Origin of the sequence: Acetonema longum DSM 6540 (assembly GCF_000219125.1) — a bacterium.
In the GTDB taxonomy this organism is placed as follows: Bacteria; Bacillota; Negativicutes; order Sporomusales; family Acetonemataceae; genus Acetonema; species Acetonema longum.
The window spans coordinates 35,255-56,247 of the sequence record NZ_AFGF01000053.1 but is presented as its reverse complement, the minus strand read 5'-3'; the positions used below and the strand labels follow the sequence as shown (position 1 = coordinate 56,247).

The following is a 20,993-nucleotide window of genomic DNA, read 5'->3' as shown; positions in this document are numbered from 1 at the left end:
TTCACCTGTCCTGTTTCTGTAGGTTGCCAGGGCCTTCAAGAATTATTTTGCGAATAATATAAAGTGCTGCCAGGCTAATGCCAGTATATACCACCACGTACGTAATAAAAGATATCCATACACTCGCCGCCGGCACAACTTTCGAAACGCCTTTCTCGGTCAGCAGCAGCCCGTAAACAATCCAGGGCTGTCGGCCCATTTCGGTCATCATCCAGCCCATGGTGACGGCCAGATAGGGTAACGGCAGGCTCCACATCGTGACTTTTAACAGGGCCGGGCTGGAATCAAGCTGTTGTTTCCGCCAATACCAGCAATTGAGAGCGGCAAGGAAAACCAGCCAGAAGCCGATGCCGACCATGCCGCGGAAGCTCCAAAATAAAATCGTCACTGCCGGTATATAATACCCCGGACCGTGCCGCTCTGCCAACTCGGCTTGTAAGGCATTCATTCCTTTCACCGGGGCGTGCGGAGTGTTGTAAGCCAGGACTGAAAGCCCCGCCGGCAGCGCTAACTCATAAGTGTTCCTGCCGCTGTTCTGGTCGATAATGGCGAAAACAAGGAAGGGAGCCGGCTCGGTAGTTTGCCACAGCGCCTCTGAAGCCGCCAGCTTCATGGGCTGGGTATAGGCCAGATACTGGTTGTAAAAATGTCCGGTAACAATGACTAAAACAGTCGCAATCATGGCACACACCAGACCCGACTTGAAGGACTGCAGGAACAAGCCTGTATGTTCCCTGCGGCGCAAATAGTAAGCGCTGATCGACATAACAAAATATCCAGACAGGACCAACCCGGATAGAACGGTATGGGAATACTGGTAGAAGAGATACGGATTGGTGATCATCGCCGTCAGATCGTTAAGCTCCAGGCGCCCGTTATTAACTGCGTATCCTACCGGATGCTGCATAAAGGAATTGGCCGACAAAATCCAGAACGCCGAATAATTGCTGGCCAACGCCACAAGCCAGATAAGGGCAAGATGAGCTTGCCGGGAGACCTTATCCCAGCCGTAAACCCATATCCCAATGGCCACCGATTCCACGAAAAATGCGGTTAAAGCCTCAAACGCCAAGGGCGGCCCAAAGACGCTTCCCGTAAACCGGGAGTATTCTGACCAGTTCATCCCGAACTGGAATTCGTTCACGAGGCCGGTGACAATGCCCATGGCATAATTGACCAAAAACAACCGGCCCCAAAACTTTGCCATGGTTTTGTAACTGGGGTCATGGGTCCTTATATACTGAGTTTCCATAATTGCTACTAATACTGAAAGCCCGAGGGTAAGACCCACAAACCAAAAATGATAGGTTAGTGTAAATCCAAATTGTAGTCTTGCCAAAATCAAAGCTGTATTATCCATCGTTCCTCTCATTGCCAGACTTGTTTCTTTCAAGTATTTACCTTTTTGATATTTTTTATCAAGCGCCGCCGCTATGCCCAAGTTATAAAACTCTTCTGGACAAAGAAGAAAAGCTGCACATAAGATCCATAGCCTCTTTGGCTTCCTGTGCCGGGGATATTAACCCTAAAAAAATAATTAAAGTTTCGCCACTCATTTGCAGCGAAACCTGATGAAGATATGTATTGCATTTAAGAAAGGACCTAAGTGCCTACTGCATCACTCTGCAGTAGGCACTTAGGCTTTCAAGATATTAAACAAAGGAGACTGAGGATTGTGACAGCCTCTTAATGTTAGTCGGGATATCTATGATTTGAAGCGCTTCTCAGCCATTTCCAGATGAGCACTAAACGCCGTATGGCCCGACATTTCTGTTTTAGCGGAGTCTGAGATATCCATAGTTGACCGTTTGTCTCTTTTATGTTTTGACTGATTTCTTGTTGCATTTTTATTGGGTAGAATGCGAGAATATCTGATCAAAGTTCTGGGAGTATTCTTCACAATCATCACAAAATTACCTCCTTGATACAAGGATAAAAGAATTTTGTGACAAACTTGTGATAAGCCAAGGCTTCGGCCAAAAAAATTTGCTTGACAGATGGCAGGATAATAAAGTATCTGCCCTATAGCACATAGAGACTCTGGCAAAAAGAAAAACCTTAGCAGGAGGAGTTCCCTTCTAGTGGAATAGAGAATATAAGAACTATAAATACAAGGGTTGCCGCCATGTCAGGGACGGGCCAACCGGCTCAGCCCCCTGGCATCTAAGAAAGGGGAAAGATCTGGCATGACTAGGTCAGTGTCGCGGGAAACTCTACGGTTAGCGGTTCAGTCTCTATTCCTGGCTTTTTTCTTATGGTTATTCAGCAGCTTATCCTACCCTCTCGGGCCGGAGGGGCCGATTTATCAATGGTTTTCCCGCCTGGACCCTTGGTCTTTGTTTAACTGGCTGCGCTGGCACTGGAGCGTTCCGTTCTGGGCCTGGGTGCCTCTGGGCGCGTTGCTGGTAGCGCTGCTGAAGGGAAAGCGGTTTTGTTCCTGGCTTTGTCCCATGGGTGCCATACTGGCTTTGACCGATCGTTTGGGAAGGGTCATGGGGGCAAGCCGTTTGTTACGGATAAAAATTGAAGTTTGGAATATCCTGGAACCCTTGCGGTATTATTGGCTGCTGTTGCTGGTAGCTCTATTTCTGCTGGGATCAAACGCACTTTTATTACTTACGCCCTTTGCTCTGCTGAGTCATGAGAGCATGAGGGCAGTGCAAGGGTTTATGCCCTGGATCTTAATCGGAATTATGGCCGTCACGCTGATCTTCTCCCGCATCTGGTGCGGCGTCATCTGCCCTACCGGATTACTGCTGTCATTAGTATCTCAGCTGCGGTTTATCTCTTTTCCCATTGGTAAGAAGAAGATTGACCAACGAAAATACTAAGGCTGCTCAAAATGGATCGTTAAATCCAGTATTTCCGGCTGGTTGCCGATGCGGATAGGCGGCCCCCATGTGCCTACGCCACAGGAGACGATCACCTGGAGGGTTTCTTTTTTCAGGTATCCCCAGTCAATTTCAAACACCCGCTGGGTAATCAAATTGTTCGGGAAGAACTGACCCCGATGCGTATGGCCGGAAAGCTGGAGATCGGCTTTATTGGCCAGTGCCTCAGCCAGATTGTAGGGTTGATGATCCAAGAGAATTACCGGCGCGGCAGGATCGATTCCCGCCATGACCCGGCTTAGGGGCTGCCGTGGCGAGCCATCATATCTGCTGCGGGAATAATCGTCCCGGCCGACAATATAGAGACCGGCTGTCTGTACATACCGGTCCACCAGCACGGTGATGCCGGCCTTCTCTAATTCCCTGACAGCGGTCGACGGAGTTCCGCCGATATATTCATGGTTGCCGATCACGCCGTAAATGCCGTATTTGGGCTGGAGCCGCCGGAAGGCTTCCCCCATTCGTTCCTCAATAAACGGTTCCACATTGGCATCCAGAATATCGCCGGTCAGCAGCACCAGGTCGGGCTTCAGGGCAGCTGCCGTATCGATCCAGCCCTCCAGCCTCTGCCGCCCGATCAGTTCACCCAGATGGAGGTCGGACATCACTGCCACTCGGAGAGTGGGAGCGGAAGGCAAAGTCTTTTGAATTGTGATTGTGTAGGGGCGCACCACAGGCTGCCGGGCGTTGTAGACACCGTAGATTATAAGGGTGGCCAGGACAGCCGCCAGGAAGAATCCGGCAATGGCCGGATCTTTTTTTAGGCTGGCGGGAATAAAAGAAAAAAACCGGTCCAGTAATCGGATGATATCGACAATTATCACAAAAAAGAATGCATAATATAATATGGCGAACCAATAAGCGCCGGCTGTGTGCAGGGGGTCGGTCAAAGTGCGGGGCAAATGGTGGTAGCCGGCATGAGCGATAAAATAACTGACCGCCAGCAGTCCGTAGAGAAAAAAGAAAAATTTTACAGGCCCTGCCGGCAGCAAGTAGCCAAAAGCCTGCCAGGCCCGCATGCCTACATAGAGATTTGCTCCGCCGTAAACTGCGAAAAAGACCAAGAAAAACAAGCTATTTTCACTCCTTCTGTTGGTGTAGCGAATGTAATATGATATTGTATAGTGCCGTTATACTTACTATTCGTCACTTTTTTTGCATAATCCCTCTTTGATCGGGAGAAGTTTTCTTTAACAGGAATAGAATAGAAACCGTCAGCGGCATTTGATGCAAGGATATGTATAGTTTCCAAATTTCCAAGATGTAGTGTTGAAAAATCAGCGAATTTTTGATATGGTATAATCGGTTTTTATTTCTGTGCGTTATTCGCGCTTGGCTGTCGCCTGACGCCATGACTGAGTTGAGAGGTAAGGAGAGGCAGAGCGGAATGGAGATTAAATCGATTAAAAAGCTGAAGCTGTACGGGTTTAACAACCTGACCAAGACCCTGAGCTTTAATATGTATGATATTTGCTACGGGAAAAGTCCGCAGCACAGTCAGGAGTATATCGCCTACATTGACGAGGAATATAATGCCCAGCGTCTGACTAATATTCTCACGGAAGTGGCAAATATTATCGGAGCCAAAATTCTTAACATTGCCCAACAGGACTATGAGCCCCAGGGGGCCAGTGTGACCATGCTGATTTCTGAGGGACATGAGGAACCTGTTTTGGGGCCGGACGGCGCCCCTCTGCCGGAAACGGTTGTGGCTCATCTGGATAAGAGTCATATCACGGTCCATACCTACCCGGAAACTCATCCGGATAAGGGGATTAGTACCTTCCGGGCCGATATCGACGTATCCACCTGCGGACATATTTCACCGTTAAAGGCGCTGAATTTTTTGATCAACAGCTTCAGTTCCGATATCGTGATCATTGACTATCGGGTCAGAGGCTTTACCCGGGATGTGGATGGCAAAAAGTTCTTTATTGACCATAAGATTAACTCCATTCAGAACTATATTGCCAAAGAAATCCGCGATCTTTACAATATGATTGATGTGAACGTCTATCAGGAGAACATCTTTCATACAAAAATGCTGCTCAAGGAATTCGATTTGGACAACTACCTGTTCGGCATTGCCAAAAAGGAACTGCTGCCCGGTGAAAAGAAAAGAGTAAAACAACGGTTGAAAAAAGAAATGCTAGAAATCTTTTCTGGCAAAAATATTCCGAAAGTAGACTTTAAATTATAGAAAATATAGCATTCATAGCGTAAGCATAAAAATCCCGGCATGTTTTAATGGCCGGGATTTTTATGCTGCTATTCCTGTGGCTCTTTGGCGGCCTGGGGACGGCTGAGGTACATTAGATGCAGCATCAACAGCAGAAAGACAGCTCCGGTGGCCAGGATATTCGTTTCGACGCTGACGCCGGATCTCGTAGAGAAGGTGTAGAGGCTGGTGCCTGCCAGCATCAGGCTGTTTTCAGCAAAGTTCTGGACCGCAATGCCCCGGCCGGCGCCGATAGTAGCATCGCCGATGCTTTCATTGAGAGAGTTGACCGGTACGATATACATGCCGCCCAAAATGCCACACAGGAACAAAATGATCAAAGTGACTGCCAAATTTTGCAGCAAAGGCAGGATTAAAGAAGCGACGGCCATGACCAGGCCAAAATAAACGGCCCGCCGGTAAGTCTTGATGCTGATTACATAAGGAGCGGCAAAAGCGCCGATACCCATTCCTATGCCGATCAGACCGATCAGCAGGCTGACCGGAGTATTGCCGGTCAGCCCAAGGGCCAAGGGTGCCCAGATAAAGATGGCCAGCCGCAGAATGGAAATAGCCACCCAGAAATAGGCTGAACCCAGGACAGAAAACCGTCCGGTAGGATGCCGCAGGAAAAAGCGTACATCACCGATGAAATTTTGAACGGCTTTCTTCATAGGGACTTGCTGAACTGACGCATTAGACGGTACCAGCAGACTGATCAGGACAGCGAGGCCATACAGAGCCGATGCCAACCCAACCGATAGCAGGATGGAATGGTCAGACAGCCAACCGCCCAGGAGAGAGCCCAGCAGGATGGCAATCATCGTCGTGCCTTCCAGCCAGGAGTTGGCCCGGACTAACTCCTGGTCATCGGTTGTGAGAAAGGGGAGGATGCCGTATTTGCCGGGGCTGAATATCACCGAACCCAGGCCGAAAAAGAGATAGCTGGCAGCTGGGTTGATTTTCAGCAGTAAAAAGAGCAGTGTAACCGTTTTAATACAGTTGCCCAGCAGCAGGACCCGCTTTTTGGGAATGCTGTCGGCCAGCAGGCCTACCCAGGGAGAAGCGACGATATAGGATAAGAGATACATGCTTTGCACCAGGGACAGGTAGTAGGCAGGGTATTGATCCCGCACCAAAACAGCCTGTACGATAAACAGTAGCATATTGTCGGCCAGGGCCGAGAGAAACTGCAGCACCAAGACGGCCCGGAGCGGAGGCAGTATACCGGTCAGTGACAAAAGAACAGACCACCCTTCGCAAAAATAATCGGCGTCAGTCAGGCAGACAGGAGGATAAACCTTTGTGGTATAATGAATAAATATAATAGGTATTTAGAGATATTCGCAACCCAACGATGCAGTTCCTGCCATAAAAGCCGGCCAGACCACTGCACTATGGCGATTGGGGTCGAATATCCTACAGAAAGGCAGGTTTTATGATGTACTTTGTTAAAAAACGCTTTAGGCTTATGGCGCTATTTTTGCTGCTTACCCTCTTAGTATTTACCATTGCTTGCGCCGGCAATCAGGCAGCGCCGCAACCCGAGAACAAACCCGCTCCGTCGGCGGCCGTCCCGGCTGCGGCGGAAAACCCAACAGCCGTATTCACAACCTCTATGGGGACTTTTATAGTTGAGCTGTTTGTGGACAAGGTTCCCGCTACAGCCAATAATTTTATCGCGCTGGCGGAAAAAAAATTCTATGACGGCCAAATTTTTCACCGGGTGATTGACAGTTTTATGATTCAGGGCGGGGACCCCAAAGGCAACGGCACGGGTGGACCGGGCTACAGCATCCTGGACGAGTTCCACCCCCAGCTTCGCCATGATGGGCCGGGAGTGCTGTCCATGGCCAATGCCGGACCCAATACCGGTGGTTCACAGTTCTTTATCACCCTGGTTCCTACTTCCTGGCTGGATGGCAAACATGCCGTATTCGGACGGGTGGTTTCCGGTATGGAGGTAGTTCAGGCCATCGGCAAGACACCTACCGGCCCCATGGACAAACCGAAGCAGGATGTGGTCATCCAGTCCGTGGTCATCCAGAAATGACGCAAAATCCGCATTGCCGGAAGGTATCATGAACAAAGGTCATGTATGGTTTATTGTCGCCGGCGTGTTTTTTTTGATACTGATGGCCGGCTGCGGATCGGCCCCTGCTGAATTGGTTTCCGCTGAGTCTGGAAGCGAACTGGATCTGGCTGCCGGCGTCATACGCGCCACCGGACTGGGAAAACCGCCGGTTGAGGCCGCCAGCGAGGCGCAAGCCAATGTGCTGGCCCGCCGGGCAGCCATCGTGGATGCCAATCGCAATCTGGCGCAAAAGCTGGCAAAACTGGATAAAAGGGTTTGGGTCTCTGATAGACAGACAATCCTGGTAAAAAATCAACGAATCCTCAAAGAACAACGGCTTCCCGACGGCACGTATACCATCCTGATGGAGATGCCCCTGGATAAGGATTTGTTGCATCGCTTGCGGCAGGCAGCCAAATAAGCTGTCTGAGGCTCCTTTGTCTCTGACCCTGGCGAAACAGCCAGCTGTGTTTGCAGCACCGCTGGCTGTTTTTATTAACGCGCTGGCCCAATGTTGCAGTGTATAAACCCGTCTCTTTCGTCAGATACTAAGCCGGGGGTGGGATTGTGCTGGATAAACAACAGTCAAGATACGTAATTTATCTGATCATCGCTGTACTCATCATCGCGGGAGTCTATGCGGTCTTAAGGCCTCCTGCCCCAAAACCGCTGCCTGAACAGCCAGAATCGGCCCAGGAGAAAGAAATGCCTATGCCGGCGGTCCCCAAGCCGCCTGTCAAGCAGGAGCAGCCTCAGCCGATTCCAGGCGTGCCAAAGTTCAATGCCGCTAAGTATGCAAGAGAACCGGTCGTCAAGGTAGCCTATGTCCAAAAAAGCCGCATTGAAAGCATGCCCCTGGAAAAATATCTTGAAGGGGTTATCGCCCAGGAAATGGAGCCTCACTGGCCTCTGGAGGCTCTTAAGGCCCAGGCCGTGGTGGCTCGCACTCTTAGCTTATCGGCTATGGAAGCCGGCACTATCCGGCGCTTGCGCAATGCCGATGTATCCACCAGCAAAGACGAACTGCAGGCCTATGCGCCGGAAAAGGTCAACGCCGCCGTGCGTCAGGCTGTAAGGGAAACCCGGGGCCAAGTGCTTTTATACGCTGGCAGTTTGGTGAACGCCATCTATAGTTCCTGCAACGGCCAGATCGGCGCAACCAGGGAGGAAAGTTTTCCTAGGGAGATTGAACATCCAACGCCCTATTTTCAGCCGGTAAAGGACAACTGTTTTGAATATGCACCGGAGAACATCCGGTCCTGGACAGTCAAGGTTCCCGGCCGGGAAGTGGCTGCCGCCGTAGGTTACAGCGGTGACCCGGCCAATATAAAGATTCTGGAAAAAGGTCCCTCCGGCCGGATTCTTTATATCGGTGCCGGCAATCAAAAAGTCTATGGCGCGGAATTTCGCAAGAGTATAGGCTATGAACGGCTGAAATCCACCTTAATCACCGACATGAGCTATGCGGGCGGCATGTTCACTTTTAAAGGACTTGGCTGGGGCAACGGCGTAGGCTTATGCCAATGGGGAGCCTATACTGATGCCAAACAGGGGAAAAAGGCCGCCGAAATTCTTAAACATTATTATCAGGGTGTAGAAATAAAAAAACTCTGGCAGTGATTTTGGGGGCATGAAACACGACTGGGATTGAGACAGACATGAAAAATAGGAGTGGCGCAAAATGTTGTAAAGGCATTTTGCGCCGTTTTTTATCAAGATTAAAAAAAGTTCTGCAAAGGAAATTATTTTCTTGTCAACCCAATCAACGAACTTTTCTAAACTTGCGAAAATCTGTTTGGCAATATTGGCAACCTAACATGATTAGGCTATAATAGATTCATGCTGACAGGGTATAGGAGATTGGAATGAATACGGTTACGATCCGGGTGAAGGGGACCCAGCGGGACGGAACAGGTGAAGAAAACGCCATCGAATTGGTTACCGTCGGGCATAGCCAGGTTAAAAACGGTGTTTACTATATTACATATCAGGAGCATGTTTCCGGTATGGAAGGGTCTACTACATTGCTTAAGATTTATTCGGAGCCGGCATCCTTGTGCCTGGTCCGAATGGGCGCATTTGAGCAAAAACAGGAATTCATTCCCGGCGAAAAGACCTATTGCACCTATGTCACACCTTATGGCAGCATGAAAATGGCTGTGGCCACTCGCCTGTTGCGTATATCCCGCGAGTCAACACAGACCACCGAAGTTGAAGTGCAGTATGATCTGGAGATTAACGGGCACTGGCAAAGTGCCAACAGCCTATTAATCAGCGTGGGGGACTGTTGAAAAAGGGATGAGACGATGAGGGTTGCAATAGTTTTATATGCGAAGGCATTAAAGGAGCAGAGCAATGGATATCAAGGAACGTTTACAACAGAGCATTGAGAACGCCGCGCGGCAGGCGGTTCAGGACGGGGCGGTTGCTTTAAGCGAAATACCGCCGGTGATCCTGGAAGTCCCGCCTCAGAAGGATTTCGGCGATTTTGCCACCAATTTCGCCATGCAGGCGGCCCGTCCGGCCCGGACCAACCCTCGGGCAGTGGCCCAGGCAATCGTCGACAGGTTAAATGAGCCATGGCTTGATAAGGCGGTTATAGCCGGACCGGGGTTTATTAACTTTTATCTGAAATCCGACTGGCTGTATAACATGCTGGCCGGCATTCTGGCTGAGGGAGAACAGTACGGGCAAGTGGTTTTGGCTGACAAAGCCTCCCGGATTCAGGTGGAATTTGTCAGCGCCAATCCGACTGGCCCGTTGCATGTGGGTCACGGGCGGGGGGCGGCGGTGGGCAGCGCTCTGGCTAATTTGCTGCGGGCTGCCGGTTATGACGTTGCTACTGAGTTCTATATTAACGACGCCGGCAATCAAATTGACAATCTGGCGGCCTCAGTCAATGCCCGTTATCTGGAACTCTTAGGTCAGTCAGTAGACTTTCCGGAGGATGGCTATCACGGACGGGATATCATCGACACCGCCCAGCGGATTATCGACCGGGAAGGGTCACGGTACCTGCTGATCCCGGTGGCTGAACGGCTGGCCGTATTCAAGGAATTGGCCCTGAACGAGAAGTTAGCAGGCTTGCAGGAGGATCTGGAGGCCTTCGGCGTTAGTTTCGATGTCTGGTTTTCCGAGCGGACCCTGCATAAGGGAGCGATTCAGGAGACCTGCCAGGTATTGCGGCAAAATGGCTATATGTATGAAACGGATGGCGCCCTGTGGCTAAAATCTTCCGCCTATGGAGACGATAAGGACAGAGTTGTCATCCGGGACAACGGCGTTCCCACCTATCTGGCCGCCGACATCGCCTATCACCGCAACAAACTGGAACGGGGCTTTGACACTATCATCAATATCTGGGGCGCTGACCACCATGGCTACATTGCCAGGGTAAAGGCCGCCATCGGTGCTTTAGGCTATAACCCGGAACAACTGGAAGTGCTGATCCTGCAGATGGTCAGCTTGTATCAAAATGGTGAATTGGTAAAAATGTCTAAACGAACCGGCCAGGGGGTTACTCTATCCGAATTGATTGAGGAAGTAGGCCGGGATGCGGCGCGATTCTTCTTCATTATGCGTTCCATTGACAGTCAGCTGGATTTTGACCTGGATTTGGCTAAATCCAGGTCAAATGAAAATCCGGTGTATTATATTCAGTATGCTCACGCCCGCATCGCCAGTATCTTCCGGCAGGCGGCGGAAGCCGGCCTGCCTGTGGATGACCGCTGCCCGACTGAGTATCTGAAAACTTTGATCAGTGAATTTGAGACCGACCTGATCAAAAAAATCGGGGAATATCCGGCCGAAATCACCGCTGCGGCCCGGGAGAGGGCTCCCCACCGCATAGCGCGGTATGCCCATGAACTGGCCGGTTTGTTTCACACTTTTTATAACCAGTGCCGCGTGATTGGGGTGGAGCCCGAATTGCAAACAGCTCGCCTGGCCTTGGTCAAAGCGGTCCAAAATACCCTGCGTCACGCCTTAAGGGTATTGGGCGTGGCAGCTCCGGACAAAATGTAATTTTAATAATATATGGCGGAGGTATCATATGGAAAAAAACAAAAAAAACATTTCGGATGCGGACTTGGCGTATGCTGTTTTGCGGCAGGCCGGTAGCGCTATGTACTTTCGCGATTTAATCGGTAAAGTTTTGGAACAAAAAGGGACTACAGCCGTTTCCCGTTCCTATGCCATGGCCGAAGTGCACACTCAGATTAATCTGGACAGCCGGTTTGTACACATGGGCAAAGGCACCTGGGGCTTAACCGATTGGGTGCCTCAGCGGGGAACCTCCCGCATTAGCGACGAAGGAACCGGCGGCGGCAGCGACAGCAACCTGCGCCGGGAAAAACTGCTGGCCGAGATTCAGCAGGATTATACCGAACCAGCCATTCACGAGCGTGACGACAGCGACGACAATTCTTGACAGGGCTAAGGTAAGTAGGTACAATAAGTGAATGAAATTGGGGTGGGAGGAGCACAAATGGCTAAATACATCTTTGTTACCGGGGGGGTTGTATCGTCCTTAGGCAAGGGCATCACCGCGGCATCATTGGGACGGCTTTTGAAAAGCCGGGGCCTGAAGGTTACGATTCAGAAATTTGACCCTTATATTAATATCGACCCAGGGACCATGAGTCCTTATCAGCACGGTGAAGTGTTTGTCACTGAGGATGGCGCTGAAACCGACCTGGACTTAGGGCATTACGAGCGGTTTATTGATATCAATCTGAGCAAAAGTTCCAACGTAACGGCCGGCAAGGTGTATTTATCGGTCATCAACAAGGAGCGTAAAGGAGACTATTTAGGCAGTACAGTACAGGTCATTCCTCATATCACCAATGAGATTAAAGAGCGGATTTACCGGGTGGCCAAAGAGGATAACGCCGATGTGGTCATTACCGAAATCGGCGGTACAGTGGGCGATATTGAAAGCCTGCCGTTTCTGGAGGCCATCCGCCAGGTTAAAAAGGAAGTTGGACGCAACGATGTCCTGTATCTGCATGTGACACTGGTCCCCTATATATCGGCTGCCGGCGAGCTGAAAACCAAACCGACTCAGCACAGTGTCAAAGAACTGCGCAGTATCGGCATTCATCCGGATATCATTGTCTGCCGCACCGAACATGAAATTTCCCCGGAAATGAGAGATAAGCTGGCGTTGTTTTGCGATATCGACGCCGACGCTGTGATCCAGAACAAGAATGCTTCCAGTATTTATCAGGTTCCGTTGATGCTGGCGGATGAAGGTCTGGACACGATTGTCATGGAAAAATTGCAACTTCAGGCCGGTCAGGTTGACATGGACGAATGGGGAAAGATGGTTAATCGAATTCTTAATCCTTCCCAATCCGTGGTGATTGCCATTGTCGGGAAGTATGTGGCCCTCCATGACGCCTATCTGAGTGTCTCGGAATCTCTCCGCCACGCCGGCATTGCCAATGACGCAGCCATTGACATCAAATGGATTAACGCCGAAGAAATTGAAGATCCGGCTGTAGATATGGATGCAGTATTTCGCGGCGTCCACGGCGTCTTGGTTCCCGGAGGCTTCGGTGACCGGGGCATTGAAGGCAAGATTAAAGCCATTCAGTATGCCCGGGAAAATGAAGTTCCCTTTTTTGGCCTGTGTCTGGGCATGCAGTGCGCGGTTATCGAATTTGCCCGGCACTGTTGTGGCATGGAAGGAGCTCATTCCAGCGAATTTAACTCGGATACCCCTTACCCGGTTATTGATCTGATGCCGGACCAAATGGCTGTGGTGGACAAGGGCGGCACCATGCGCCTGGGAGTGTACCCCTGCAAAGTCATGGAGAATACCCTGACCTTTGCTGCTTATCAGGACGAAATTATTTATGAACGCCACCGGCATCGTTTTGAATTTAATAATGCCTTTCGGCAGCAGCTTACCGATGCCGGCCTGGTGATCGGCGGCACGCTCCCTAACGGGCGGCTGGTTGAAATCATCGAGATTCCGGATCATCCCTGGTTTGTCGGCACCCAATTCCATCCGGAATTCAAATCCCGGCCCACCCATTCGCATCCGTTATTCCGGGATTTCATCAAAGCGGCACTGAAGAAAAAAGGCTGAAAACTAGAAACTGTTGGAGGGTAGATCCAACAGTTTCTTTTTTCCAGGGAACCGTTCAAAATGGTCCATCTGCGTTGTTGCTCGTGCGGGCGGTCTCATTCAGAAAACATCCCTTGCGGATTCGTATGCAGCAGTCTGTTTTGCTGTGACTCCATCGAAAGTGATTTGTTTTCTTCTGATCTCACGATGCTCCGCATCGTTCTAGTATCGACATACCCTCCAAACGTACAGTCTCACGCCCGTCCTTGCCGCGCTGCATCAGAATTTGTGACTTTTCGGGAGATAGGCGGTAGCGAATGATTTTCATAGGCCGAAAAGTCACCTAAATTCCTTCAGTACGGCAACGCAGGCGTTGCTCTTGCCTAGCATCTGGACTTTTTTGAACGGTTCCTGATTCGAGGATTCAACAGATTTTTAAGACTGGGGTAAACTAATTGAAATGAGATAGCCAAGAGGAGGTTTTGGGCATGCACAAAAAAGCAGTCATGGTGATTATCCTGATTGTAGTTGTTCTGTCGCTTATTACGTTGGCTTTTATGTCCCCCCGGCAGAGCAGAAGTGGCGCGGCGAAGATTGCCGTGATTTATGTAGACGGGATAATGATAGGGGGACGGGGCGAGGCGGGACTTCTGGGCGCCAGTGGCGGGACCGACGCTATTATTCGCCAGCTTCACGCAGCTAAGGAAGATGCCACGGTCAAAGCCATTTTGCTCAGGATTAACAGCCCCGGCGGCAGCGCTCCGGCTTCCCAGGAAGTGGGGGAGGAAATTAAAAAAGTCCGACAGTCGGGTAAAATTATTGTGACCTCCATGGCTGACATGGCCGCTTCAGGCGGTTATTGGCTGGCAGCCACCACTGATAAGATTTATGCCAACCCGGCTACCCTCACGGGCAGTATCGGCGTCTATATCCCTTACGCCAACTGGCAGGAGTTGTATCAAAAAATTGGTATTTACCAGGAAAAAATCAAGAGCGGGCCCCACAAAGACATGCTTGCGCCGGAACGATCCCTTACTCCGGCGGAGAGAGCAATTGTCCAGTCCATGGTGGATGATCTGTATGAGCAGTTTGTCCAGGTGGTGGCTCAGGGCCGGAATCTGGACCCGGAGAAAGTCCGGCAGTTGGCCGACGGCCGTATCTACACCGGTAATCAGGCCAAAGCCCTGGGATTGGTTGATGAACTGGGAAATATGTATGATGCCCTGGAGGGAGCAAAACAATTGGCCGGTTTAAGCGGCAAAGTAGAAATCAAGGAATATGGCGAATTCAATCCCTGGTCCCTCCTGTTCGGAAGCGTCAAAAGTCAAATCAGCCTGGAAAACATGTTATACCGGCAGCTGCGACCCGATACTCTTCTGACAGCTCCGCTGGCCATGCCGCAGGAATGGCAGGTGCAGTGACATGGGAGAAGAATGGGTGGAGGAAGAATTAGATGTAAAGCAGTCCATTTGGGAAATCTGGTATGATGTGCTATTCCGGCCGGTTGACGCCATCCGCTATATTACCCGGCGCAAGCCTGTCGCCGGGACGTTCGTTACCTTTTTGGCCGGAACCATGCTGCCGCTTTTGGCCATGGAGATCTACGGACAGGAATTCTTAGGCACTGGCCTGACCGGGGTTTTGATGGCCCTTCAGATTTTCGGCGGAGCCCTTACCTGGTTTCTGGGTACAGCGGTGTTTCACCTGATCGCGGAATTCACCGGCGGCACAGGCAGTGCCTTGGGACTTTTCAGTGCGACCGGCTTTACTTATCTGCCACGTCTGTTTATAGTGCCTCTGTTAATGGTCCTGGCTCTTTTACCGGAGACGGTGCGGCCGGTTTGTCTGGGCAGCGGTACCTTTTTGATATGGGCCTGGACTTTGTATCTGGATATGAAATCGATACAGGAAAATTATTGTCTGTCGGCCCGAAAGGCTGTTTTGATTCTGTTGCTGCCCTTGCTGCTGGCGGTGCTGACAGCTATTTTTGCGGTCATCATCGCGGCGGTTGCTCTGGCATTATATATAGGGAATCAGTGATTAATAGAATTTAACACAAAAATAAAAATTTTTAAAATATCCATTAATTTCCTGTTATATGGCAGGAAATTTTTTTTCTAGTGCGAATATCTTATTCAGCACAATAAACCATAAGAGCCCGTTGTAAACTCGTTTTGATCTCACATCCGGGCTGTTTAAACTGGTTTATATCTCAACGGTCTCCTAGTGCGAATTTGAGCGGGGGTGACTCTTATGCCCAATACGCAACCAACGATTTTGGTCATTGATGATCAGCCGGGAATCAGACGACTATTGACGGAAGTATTGGCGGAAAACGGGTACACCGTGGCTAATGCATCGAATGGTTATGAAGGTTTGCAAAAAGCGCGGGAACTAAAACCGGCCCTTATTCTCATGGACATGAAAATGCCTGGGATGGATGGAATTGAGACATTGCGGGAACTAAAGCGTTTGGGTCAGGGTGGAAAGGTAATCATGATGACTGCTTACGGTGAATTGGATCTGGTCAATGAAGCAAAGGAAATCGGAGCTGCTGCCTATATAACCAAACCTTTTGATATTATTGAGTTGTGTCAGTTGATACAAACCAGTCTCAACGAACCGTCAGATACCTTAAAACTGCAGATTGTATAACGGTATCTTGGGTATTCCCGGTATATCCATGATTCATATCAGACAACCAGTTTCCTGCATGAAACTACTTGAAGTCAAAAGCCCTTTATGCTGGTTTGGTTCGGGTAATCCGGCCATGGCGGTAAAGGGCTTTTACCCGTTCTAGCCAATTTTGCCAGGCAGGATTTTTTTGCCGCATGGCGAAATCAATAGACGAAAGGAGGGCAGGTATGATTATTAGAACCGTTTCTACACTGGCTTTATATTGCTCACACTGCGGCCGGATCAGTATGTACGACGTTTCGCCATTTACCAGCAAAGATACCGCGCGTCAGGCATTGTCCTGCAGTTGCGGCCAGCGTCACGGTTATCTGATGAGTACCCGCCACGGTCAGTTTATCCTTGACCTGTACTGTGTTTTATGCGAAAAACACCATAAAATTTGCATAACGAAAAAGTATACTGCTTCGCAGCCTCGCAAAGTATATTGTGAGGAGAAAAATCTAGAATTAGGCATCATCGGCGACCGGGCGCAGATCGAGACAGTGATTGAAGCGCACGCCCGTGAGGTGAATACCGCTACCGACGACTTGATGGAAGATCCGCAAGTCATGATTGATATGCTGAATAAGGTTCATGATATTGCTGAAAAGGGCGGTGTCATCTGCCGCTGCGGCAGCAGTCAGATTGAAGCGGATGTCATTTCCAATCATATCGTGCTCCATTGTCAGAAATGCGGTTCCAGCTTGCTTTTACAGGCCAAAAGCGACCGGGACGTTTTGCAGCTAGAATCCCTGAACCGTATTGAGCTGATTCCGGCGCCAAGGAATCGGCGAAGGAAGACGCAACCCAAATAGTAACCAGGAAAGCATCTCTTGAGGAGGGGAAACAAATGAAATTTTTTCTCGACAGCGCTAACATTGCTGAGGTAAGAGAAGCGCACGCCTTGGGGGTTATTGCCGGGGTGACAACCAACCCTTCCCTGATCGCCAGGGAAAAGCAGGATATCAAAGGGGTTATCCGGGAAATTGCTTCGATTGTTAAGGGACCGGTCAGCGCTGAAGTCATCAGCGCCAGGTATGAGGAAATGGTGCCTGAGGCGCGGCAATTGGCCCAAATTGCCGATAATGTGGTAATTAAGGTCCCTATTACGCTTGACGGATTGAAAACGGTCAGTGCACTGGCTGCCGAGGGAATAAAAACCAATGTCACCTTGATTTTTTCCGCCAATCAGGCGCTGCTGGCTGCCAGAGCCGGCGCCAGTTTTGTCAGTCCTTTTGTCGGCCGGCTGGACGATATCAGTGAAGACGGCATTAAGCTGATCAAAGATGTGACTGATATTTTCGCCATTCATGACATTAATACCGAGGTTATTGCCGCCAGCGTCCGGCATCCCCTGCATGTGACTCAGGCGGCGCTGGCCGGTTCTCATATCGCCACTGTGCCCTATAAAGTATTAGTCTCCTTGTTGAACCATCCCCTCACCGACGCCGGTATCGCCCGATTCTTAGAGGACTGGAAGAAAGCGAATATGTAATAGCAAATATCAAATATATAGTGACAAATATGCAGCAATATATTAAGATAATAGTGTAGCACATATGAAGTTCGTCGGTCATATTGTACAGCATAAATCATAAATGCAGTAAATGATGGAGAGGGTATGAAAATGGTTTGTATGGATCGAGAATTAGCGCTGGAATTTGCTCGGGTAACCGAGATGGCAGCCATTGCCTGTGGCCGCTGGATGGGAAAGGGAGACAAGATTGCGGCGGATCAGGCGGCGGTTGACGCCATGCGGACTATGTTCGACACCGTCAGCATCAGTGGTACTGTAGTCATCGGCGAAGGAGAGATGGATGAGGCGCCGATGTTGTATATCGGGGAAAAAGTAGGAGCAGGCGGACCGGAAGTGGATATTGCCGTAGACCCGTTGGAAGGCACCAATCTGGTAGCCAAAGGCCTGCCCGGTGCTATCGCCGTTTTGGCCATTGCCCCCAAAGGCGGGCTGCTGCATGCGCCGGATATGTATATGGACAAAATTGCCGTAGGTCCTAAGGCGGCGGGCAAGATCCATATTGACGCTCCGGTGAAGGAGAATCTGAAAGCGGTTGCCTCGGCGCTGGAGCGCTCGGTGGAAGATCTGACCGTGGTCATTCTGGATCGGCCGCGTCATGAAGGCATCATTAAACAAGTCCGGGATGCCGGCGCCAGAATCAAACTGATTTCTGATGGCGATGTGTCGCCGGCGGTTAATGCCGCCATTGAGGGTACCGGTGTCCATATGATGCTGGGCATCGGCGGCGCCCCGGAAGGAGTTTTGGCCGCCGCTGCGGTGAAATGTCTGGGCGGTGACATGCAGGGCCGGCTCTGGCCTGATGGTTCGGACGCGGAAAAAGCCACCCAGATCCAACGGGCCAAAAGCATGGGACTCGCCGATATTAATAAAGTTCTGACAATCAATGATCTGGTCAGCAGCGATGATGTAATTTTTGCGTCCACCGCCATCACCCAGGGGGACCTGCTGAACGGAGTCCGCTATTTTGGCGGCGGGGTCCGGACCCATTCGCTGGTCATGCGCAAAGCATCCGGCACTGTCCGATTTATTGACGCCATTCATAAGTATGATCAGAAGCCGCTTCTGATTAAACGGTCCTAATCATTCATAAATTTTACAGCCTGAACAGCCTGCCACTTGCCAGGCTGTTTTTTTACGCCTTCGTATTGGCTTCTCGACTATTGTAAAAATCATCTGCAGCCTCGAATCTGGGACCGTTCAAAAAGGTCCAGATGCTAGGAAGGTCGAGGACGCGCGTGAGACTGTACGTTCGGAAGGGTACGTCGATACTAGAAAGATGCGGAGCATCGTGAGATCAGAAAGAAAGCAGGTCGCTTTTCGACGTAGTCACAGCAAAAATATCTATTGACTAAAATTCGAAAAGAGACGCTTTCTGACTGAGCGCGCCCGCAGACCTGACAACGCAGACGGGCCTTTTTCAACGGTCTCCTGAAAGATGTATAAATTGGGTGTCACTGGTACATGCTATGCCTGAGGTGATTTTGTTTGCCATCACAAGCAAGGACCAAATGGTTTTACGTTCCGTTGGCCGCTGTCCTTGTGCCGCTTATCTTTTGGCTTCTGCCGTCTCGTCATCCCTTTAGCGAACCGATTCCCCTTTCGCCTGCGGCTTCTTATGAAGCAGGCCAGGGCGACAGTCTCAGAGACTTGAATGTAGAGCAACCCCTTACTGCTACCGCCAAACCCCGGCGTGCCATCGTCTCTCATGTGGTGCAGGCAGGCGAAACGCTCAGTGAAATCGCCGAGCGTTATGATATTGACGTGGATACCATTCTGGGCGCCAACCCCGAGACCAATGAGTTGATTCATCCGGGGGACAGCCTGATCATCATGCCGCAAAAAGGCGTAATGCATACCGTTAACCAGGGAGAAACCCTGTGGGATATTGCCCATGGTTATGGTGTAGACCTTTCCGCTATTACGGCGGCAAACCATAAACAGGACAGCCTGCTCCGCACCGGGGAAAGATTATGGATTCCCGGCGGCAAACCAAGACGAAGCCTCGCCGCCCGCAGCCGGTACGGACGATTTATCTGGCCGACTTACGGGGAGATGACCTCCTTGTTTGGCTGGCGCTGGGGACGGCTTCACTCCGGCATTGATATCGCCAACCATATCGGCACCATCGTTATGGCTGCGCAAAGCGGCAGAGTATCTTTTGCAGGGTGGCTGGGCGGCTACGGCAGAACGATTATTATCGAACACGGCCAAGGATTCAGTACAGTTTATGGCCACCTGTCAGATTATGAAATCAATAAGGGCGATTATGTTGCAGCCGGGCAGCCGATTGCCTACATGGGCAATTCCGGCCTTTCCACCGGTCCCCATCTTCATTTTGAGATCAGACGGAATGAAGAGGCCTTGGACCCTCTAAGTTTATTACCTTAGGGGACCGTTGAAAAATGCCCATCCGCGTCACTATCGACGTACCCTCCACAAACATACAGCCTCACGCCCGTCCTCGTCGCGCTGCGTCAGAATTTGTGGCTTTTCGGGAGATAGGCAGTAGCAAATGATTTCTCATAAGCCGTCACCTGAATTCCTTCAGTACGGCAATGCAGGCGTTGCTCTTACCTAGCATCTGAACCTTTTTGAACGATTCCGGATTCGAGGCTGCAGATGAGTTCTTGCGCAGAGTCTTAGGAGGATAGAATGGCGTACTTGTTGGCCCTGCTAATGGCGGCTGCCAGTTTTCTTTTGAATCGGGAACTGCTCAGGCGGTTCGGGTCTCATGTGGTAATCAGTCTGAGCCCGGTACTGGAGGAAAGCGTTAAAACACTGTCGGCTTACTATTTTCAGGCCGATCTGATTATGGTTCATATCGGGTTCGGAGTGATTGAGGCGGCCTATGACTGGTACAGCAGCCAGGAAACAGCCTGGAAGGCGGCGATCCTCAGCATCGTCGGGCACACCTTTTTCGGTGCCGTTACCGCTTTCTGCTGGCGGCTTGCCGGTATTATCTGGCTGGGATTGGCAGCCGGCTGCATTGTTCATTTACTGTGGAATGTGATTATACTTCGATGGTTTGCCACTCGATAAAATAGATTAGTGCTATATGGAGATGAATGTGAGTGAAAGTCCACTATACCTGTTCTCATTGCGGAGAAGATATTGACACATTAGATATGGAGATTTTGGATGAAACCCTGCTGGGTCTGGATTGTTTGACCCAGGAAGAACGCCAGGCGATGGTCTGGTATGATGCGGCCAGTAATATGTGGTATATTCAGGCTATGTGCGACGCCTGCGCCGACAGTCTGCTTCCCCGGCCCATCCCTGCCGGTCCGACGGCTGGTTTCCATTGAGAAGACCGCGTCAACGGCTGTTTTTCTACGCAGGCGCTTCTTTTTTTTAGAAGCGCCTGCGTAATTTTATAATGAAACCATTGTCACCCGGGAAAAATAATGGTATTGTACTAGTAGACTAGGAAATATATCGTCTTTGAGCAAAAAGACAGATTCAGAGCAGACAGACCGCCTTACGACAAGCTGTAGTAAGGCAGGCTTGTTTATGCTCTATTTTGG

22 protein-coding genes are annotated in these 20,993 nt (G+C 50.4%); 18 read left to right on the top strand and 4 right to left on the bottom strand.

Going from position 1 to position 20,993, the window contains the following annotated elements:
• Position 1: 1 nt before the first annotated feature.
• Both ALO_RS06895 and ALO_RS06890 read right to left on the bottom strand, forming a co-directional pair.
• Positions 2-1,360, bottom strand: coding sequence for a cytochrome ubiquinol oxidase subunit I (locus tag ALO_RS06895; protein WP_040292930.1), 1,359 nt, complete (start codon positions 1,358-1,360; stop codon positions 2-4).
• Between the two features lie 345 nt (positions 1,361-1,705).
• Complete coding sequence (locus ALO_RS06890; protein ID WP_139025338.1) at positions 1,706-1,909, bottom strand: hypothetical protein; 204 nt, start codon at positions 1,907-1,909, stop codon at positions 1,706-1,708.
• A gap of 277 nt (positions 1,910-2,186) precedes the next feature.
• Between ALO_RS06890 and ALO_RS06885 the strand changes: the two genes are divergently transcribed.
• Entirely contained in the window at positions 2,187-2,831 is a 645-nt protein-coding gene (locus tag ALO_RS06885; RefSeq protein WP_004094158.1) for a 4Fe-4S binding protein, read from the top strand.
• Here ALO_RS06885 and ALO_RS06880 read toward each other — a convergent pair.
• Complete coding sequence (locus ALO_RS06880; RefSeq protein ID WP_004094157.1) at positions 2,828-3,964, bottom strand: metallophosphoesterase; 1,137 nt, start codon at positions 3,962-3,964, stop codon at positions 2,828-2,830. The genes ALO_RS06885 and ALO_RS06880 overlap by 4 nt on opposite strands.
• A gap of 314 nt (positions 3,965-4,278) precedes the next feature.
• Between ALO_RS06880 and speD the strand changes: the two genes are divergently transcribed.
• Complete coding sequence (gene speD, locus ALO_RS06875; protein ID WP_004094156.1) at positions 4,279-5,091, top strand: adenosylmethionine decarboxylase; 813 nt, start codon at positions 4,279-4,281, stop codon at positions 5,089-5,091.
• 68 nt (positions 5,092-5,159) lie between these two features.
• Here speD and lplT read toward each other — a convergent pair whose 3' ends face one another.
• Positions 5,160-6,350, bottom strand: a complete 1,191-nt coding sequence (lplT, locus tag ALO_RS06870; protein WP_004094155.1) for a lysophospholipid transporter LplT — start codon at positions 6,348-6,350, stop codon at positions 5,160-5,162.
• A gap of 200 nt (positions 6,351-6,550) precedes the next feature.
• Here lplT and ALO_RS06865 point away from each other — a divergent pair, with 200 nt between their 5' ends.
• From ALO_RS06865 to ALO_RS06790, 16 genes are all read left to right on the top strand, one after another.
• Positions 6,551-7,162 carry a peptidylprolyl isomerase gene (locus ALO_RS06865; protein WP_004094154.1) on the top strand — a complete coding sequence of 204 codons (612 nt, stop codon included), beginning with the start codon at positions 6,551-6,553 and terminating at the stop codon, positions 7,160-7,162.
• A gap of 28 nt (positions 7,163-7,190) precedes the next feature.
• Positions 7,191-7,604 carry a hypothetical protein gene (locus ALO_RS06860; protein WP_004094153.1) on the top strand — a complete coding sequence of 138 codons (414 nt, stop codon included), beginning with the start codon at positions 7,191-7,193 and terminating at the stop codon, positions 7,602-7,604.
• A 146-nt stretch (positions 7,605-7,750) separates the two neighbouring features.
• A complete protein-coding gene (locus tag ALO_RS06855; RefSeq protein WP_004094152.1) occupies positions 7,751-8,803 on the top strand; it encodes a SpoIID/LytB domain-containing protein in 1,053 nt (350 codons plus the stop codon).
• 245 nt (positions 8,804-9,048) lie between these two features.
• Entirely contained in the window at positions 9,049-9,474 is a 426-nt protein-coding gene (locus ALO_RS06850; RefSeq protein WP_004094151.1) for a YwiB family protein, read from the top strand.
• 64 nt (positions 9,475-9,538) lie between these two features.
• Complete coding sequence (gene argS / locus ALO_RS06845) at positions 9,539-11,206, top strand: arginine--tRNA ligase (protein WP_004094150.1); 1,668 nt, start codon at positions 9,539-9,541, stop codon at positions 11,204-11,206.
• A 28-nt stretch (positions 11,207-11,234) separates the two neighbouring features.
• Positions 11,235-11,612, top strand: coding sequence for a DNA-directed RNA polymerase subunit delta (rpoE, locus tag ALO_RS06840; RefSeq protein ID WP_004094149.1), 378 nt, complete (start codon positions 11,235-11,237; stop codon positions 11,610-11,612).
• Between the two features lie 57 nt (positions 11,613-11,669).
• Positions 11,670-13,277, top strand: a complete 1,608-nt coding sequence (locus tag ALO_RS06835; protein WP_004094147.1) for a CTP synthase — start codon at positions 11,670-11,672, stop codon at positions 13,275-13,277.
• Between the two features lie 467 nt (positions 13,278-13,744).
• Positions 13,745-14,677 carry a signal peptide peptidase SppA gene (sppA, locus tag ALO_RS06830; protein ID WP_004094144.1) on the top strand — a complete coding sequence of 311 codons (933 nt, stop codon included), beginning with the start codon at positions 13,745-13,747 and terminating at the stop codon, positions 14,675-14,677.
• 1 nt (position 14,678) lies between these two features.
• Entirely contained in the window at positions 14,679-15,296 is a 618-nt protein-coding gene (locus tag ALO_RS06825) for a Yip1 family protein (protein ID WP_004094142.1), read from the top strand.
• A gap of 213 nt (positions 15,297-15,509) precedes the next feature.
• Positions 15,510-15,911, top strand: a complete 402-nt coding sequence (locus ALO_RS06820; RefSeq protein WP_004094140.1) for a response regulator — start codon at positions 15,510-15,512, stop codon at positions 15,909-15,911.
• A gap of 209 nt (positions 15,912-16,120) precedes the next feature.
• Positions 16,121-16,747, top strand: coding sequence for a hypothetical protein (locus tag ALO_RS06815; protein ID WP_004094137.1), 627 nt, complete (start codon positions 16,121-16,123; stop codon positions 16,745-16,747).
• Between the two features lie 35 nt (positions 16,748-16,782).
• Complete coding sequence (gene fsa / locus ALO_RS06810; protein WP_004094135.1) at positions 16,783-17,427, top strand: fructose-6-phosphate aldolase; 645 nt, start codon at positions 16,783-16,785, stop codon at positions 17,425-17,427.
• 141 nt (positions 17,428-17,568) lie between these two features.
• A complete protein-coding gene (gene glpX / locus ALO_RS06805) occupies positions 17,569-18,549 on the top strand; it encodes a class II fructose-bisphosphatase (RefSeq protein ID WP_004094132.1) in 981 nt (326 codons plus the stop codon).
• A gap of 405 nt (positions 18,550-18,954) precedes the next feature.
• Positions 18,955-19,857, top strand: a complete 903-nt coding sequence (locus ALO_RS06800; protein WP_139025337.1) for a peptidoglycan DD-metalloendopeptidase family protein — start codon at positions 18,955-18,957, stop codon at positions 19,855-19,857.
• A 264-nt stretch (positions 19,858-20,121) separates the two neighbouring features.
• Complete coding sequence (locus tag ALO_RS06795) at positions 20,122-20,508, top strand: hypothetical protein (RefSeq protein WP_004094126.1); 387 nt, start codon at positions 20,122-20,124, stop codon at positions 20,506-20,508.
• A gap of 32 nt (positions 20,509-20,540) precedes the next feature.
• The gene (locus ALO_RS06790; protein ID WP_004094123.1) at positions 20,541-20,774 is read left to right on the top strand and encodes an anti-sigma-F factor Fin; all 234 of its coding nucleotides are present in this window, start codon (positions 20,541-20,543) and stop codon (positions 20,772-20,774) included.
• Positions 20,775-20,993: the final 219 nt, after the last annotated feature.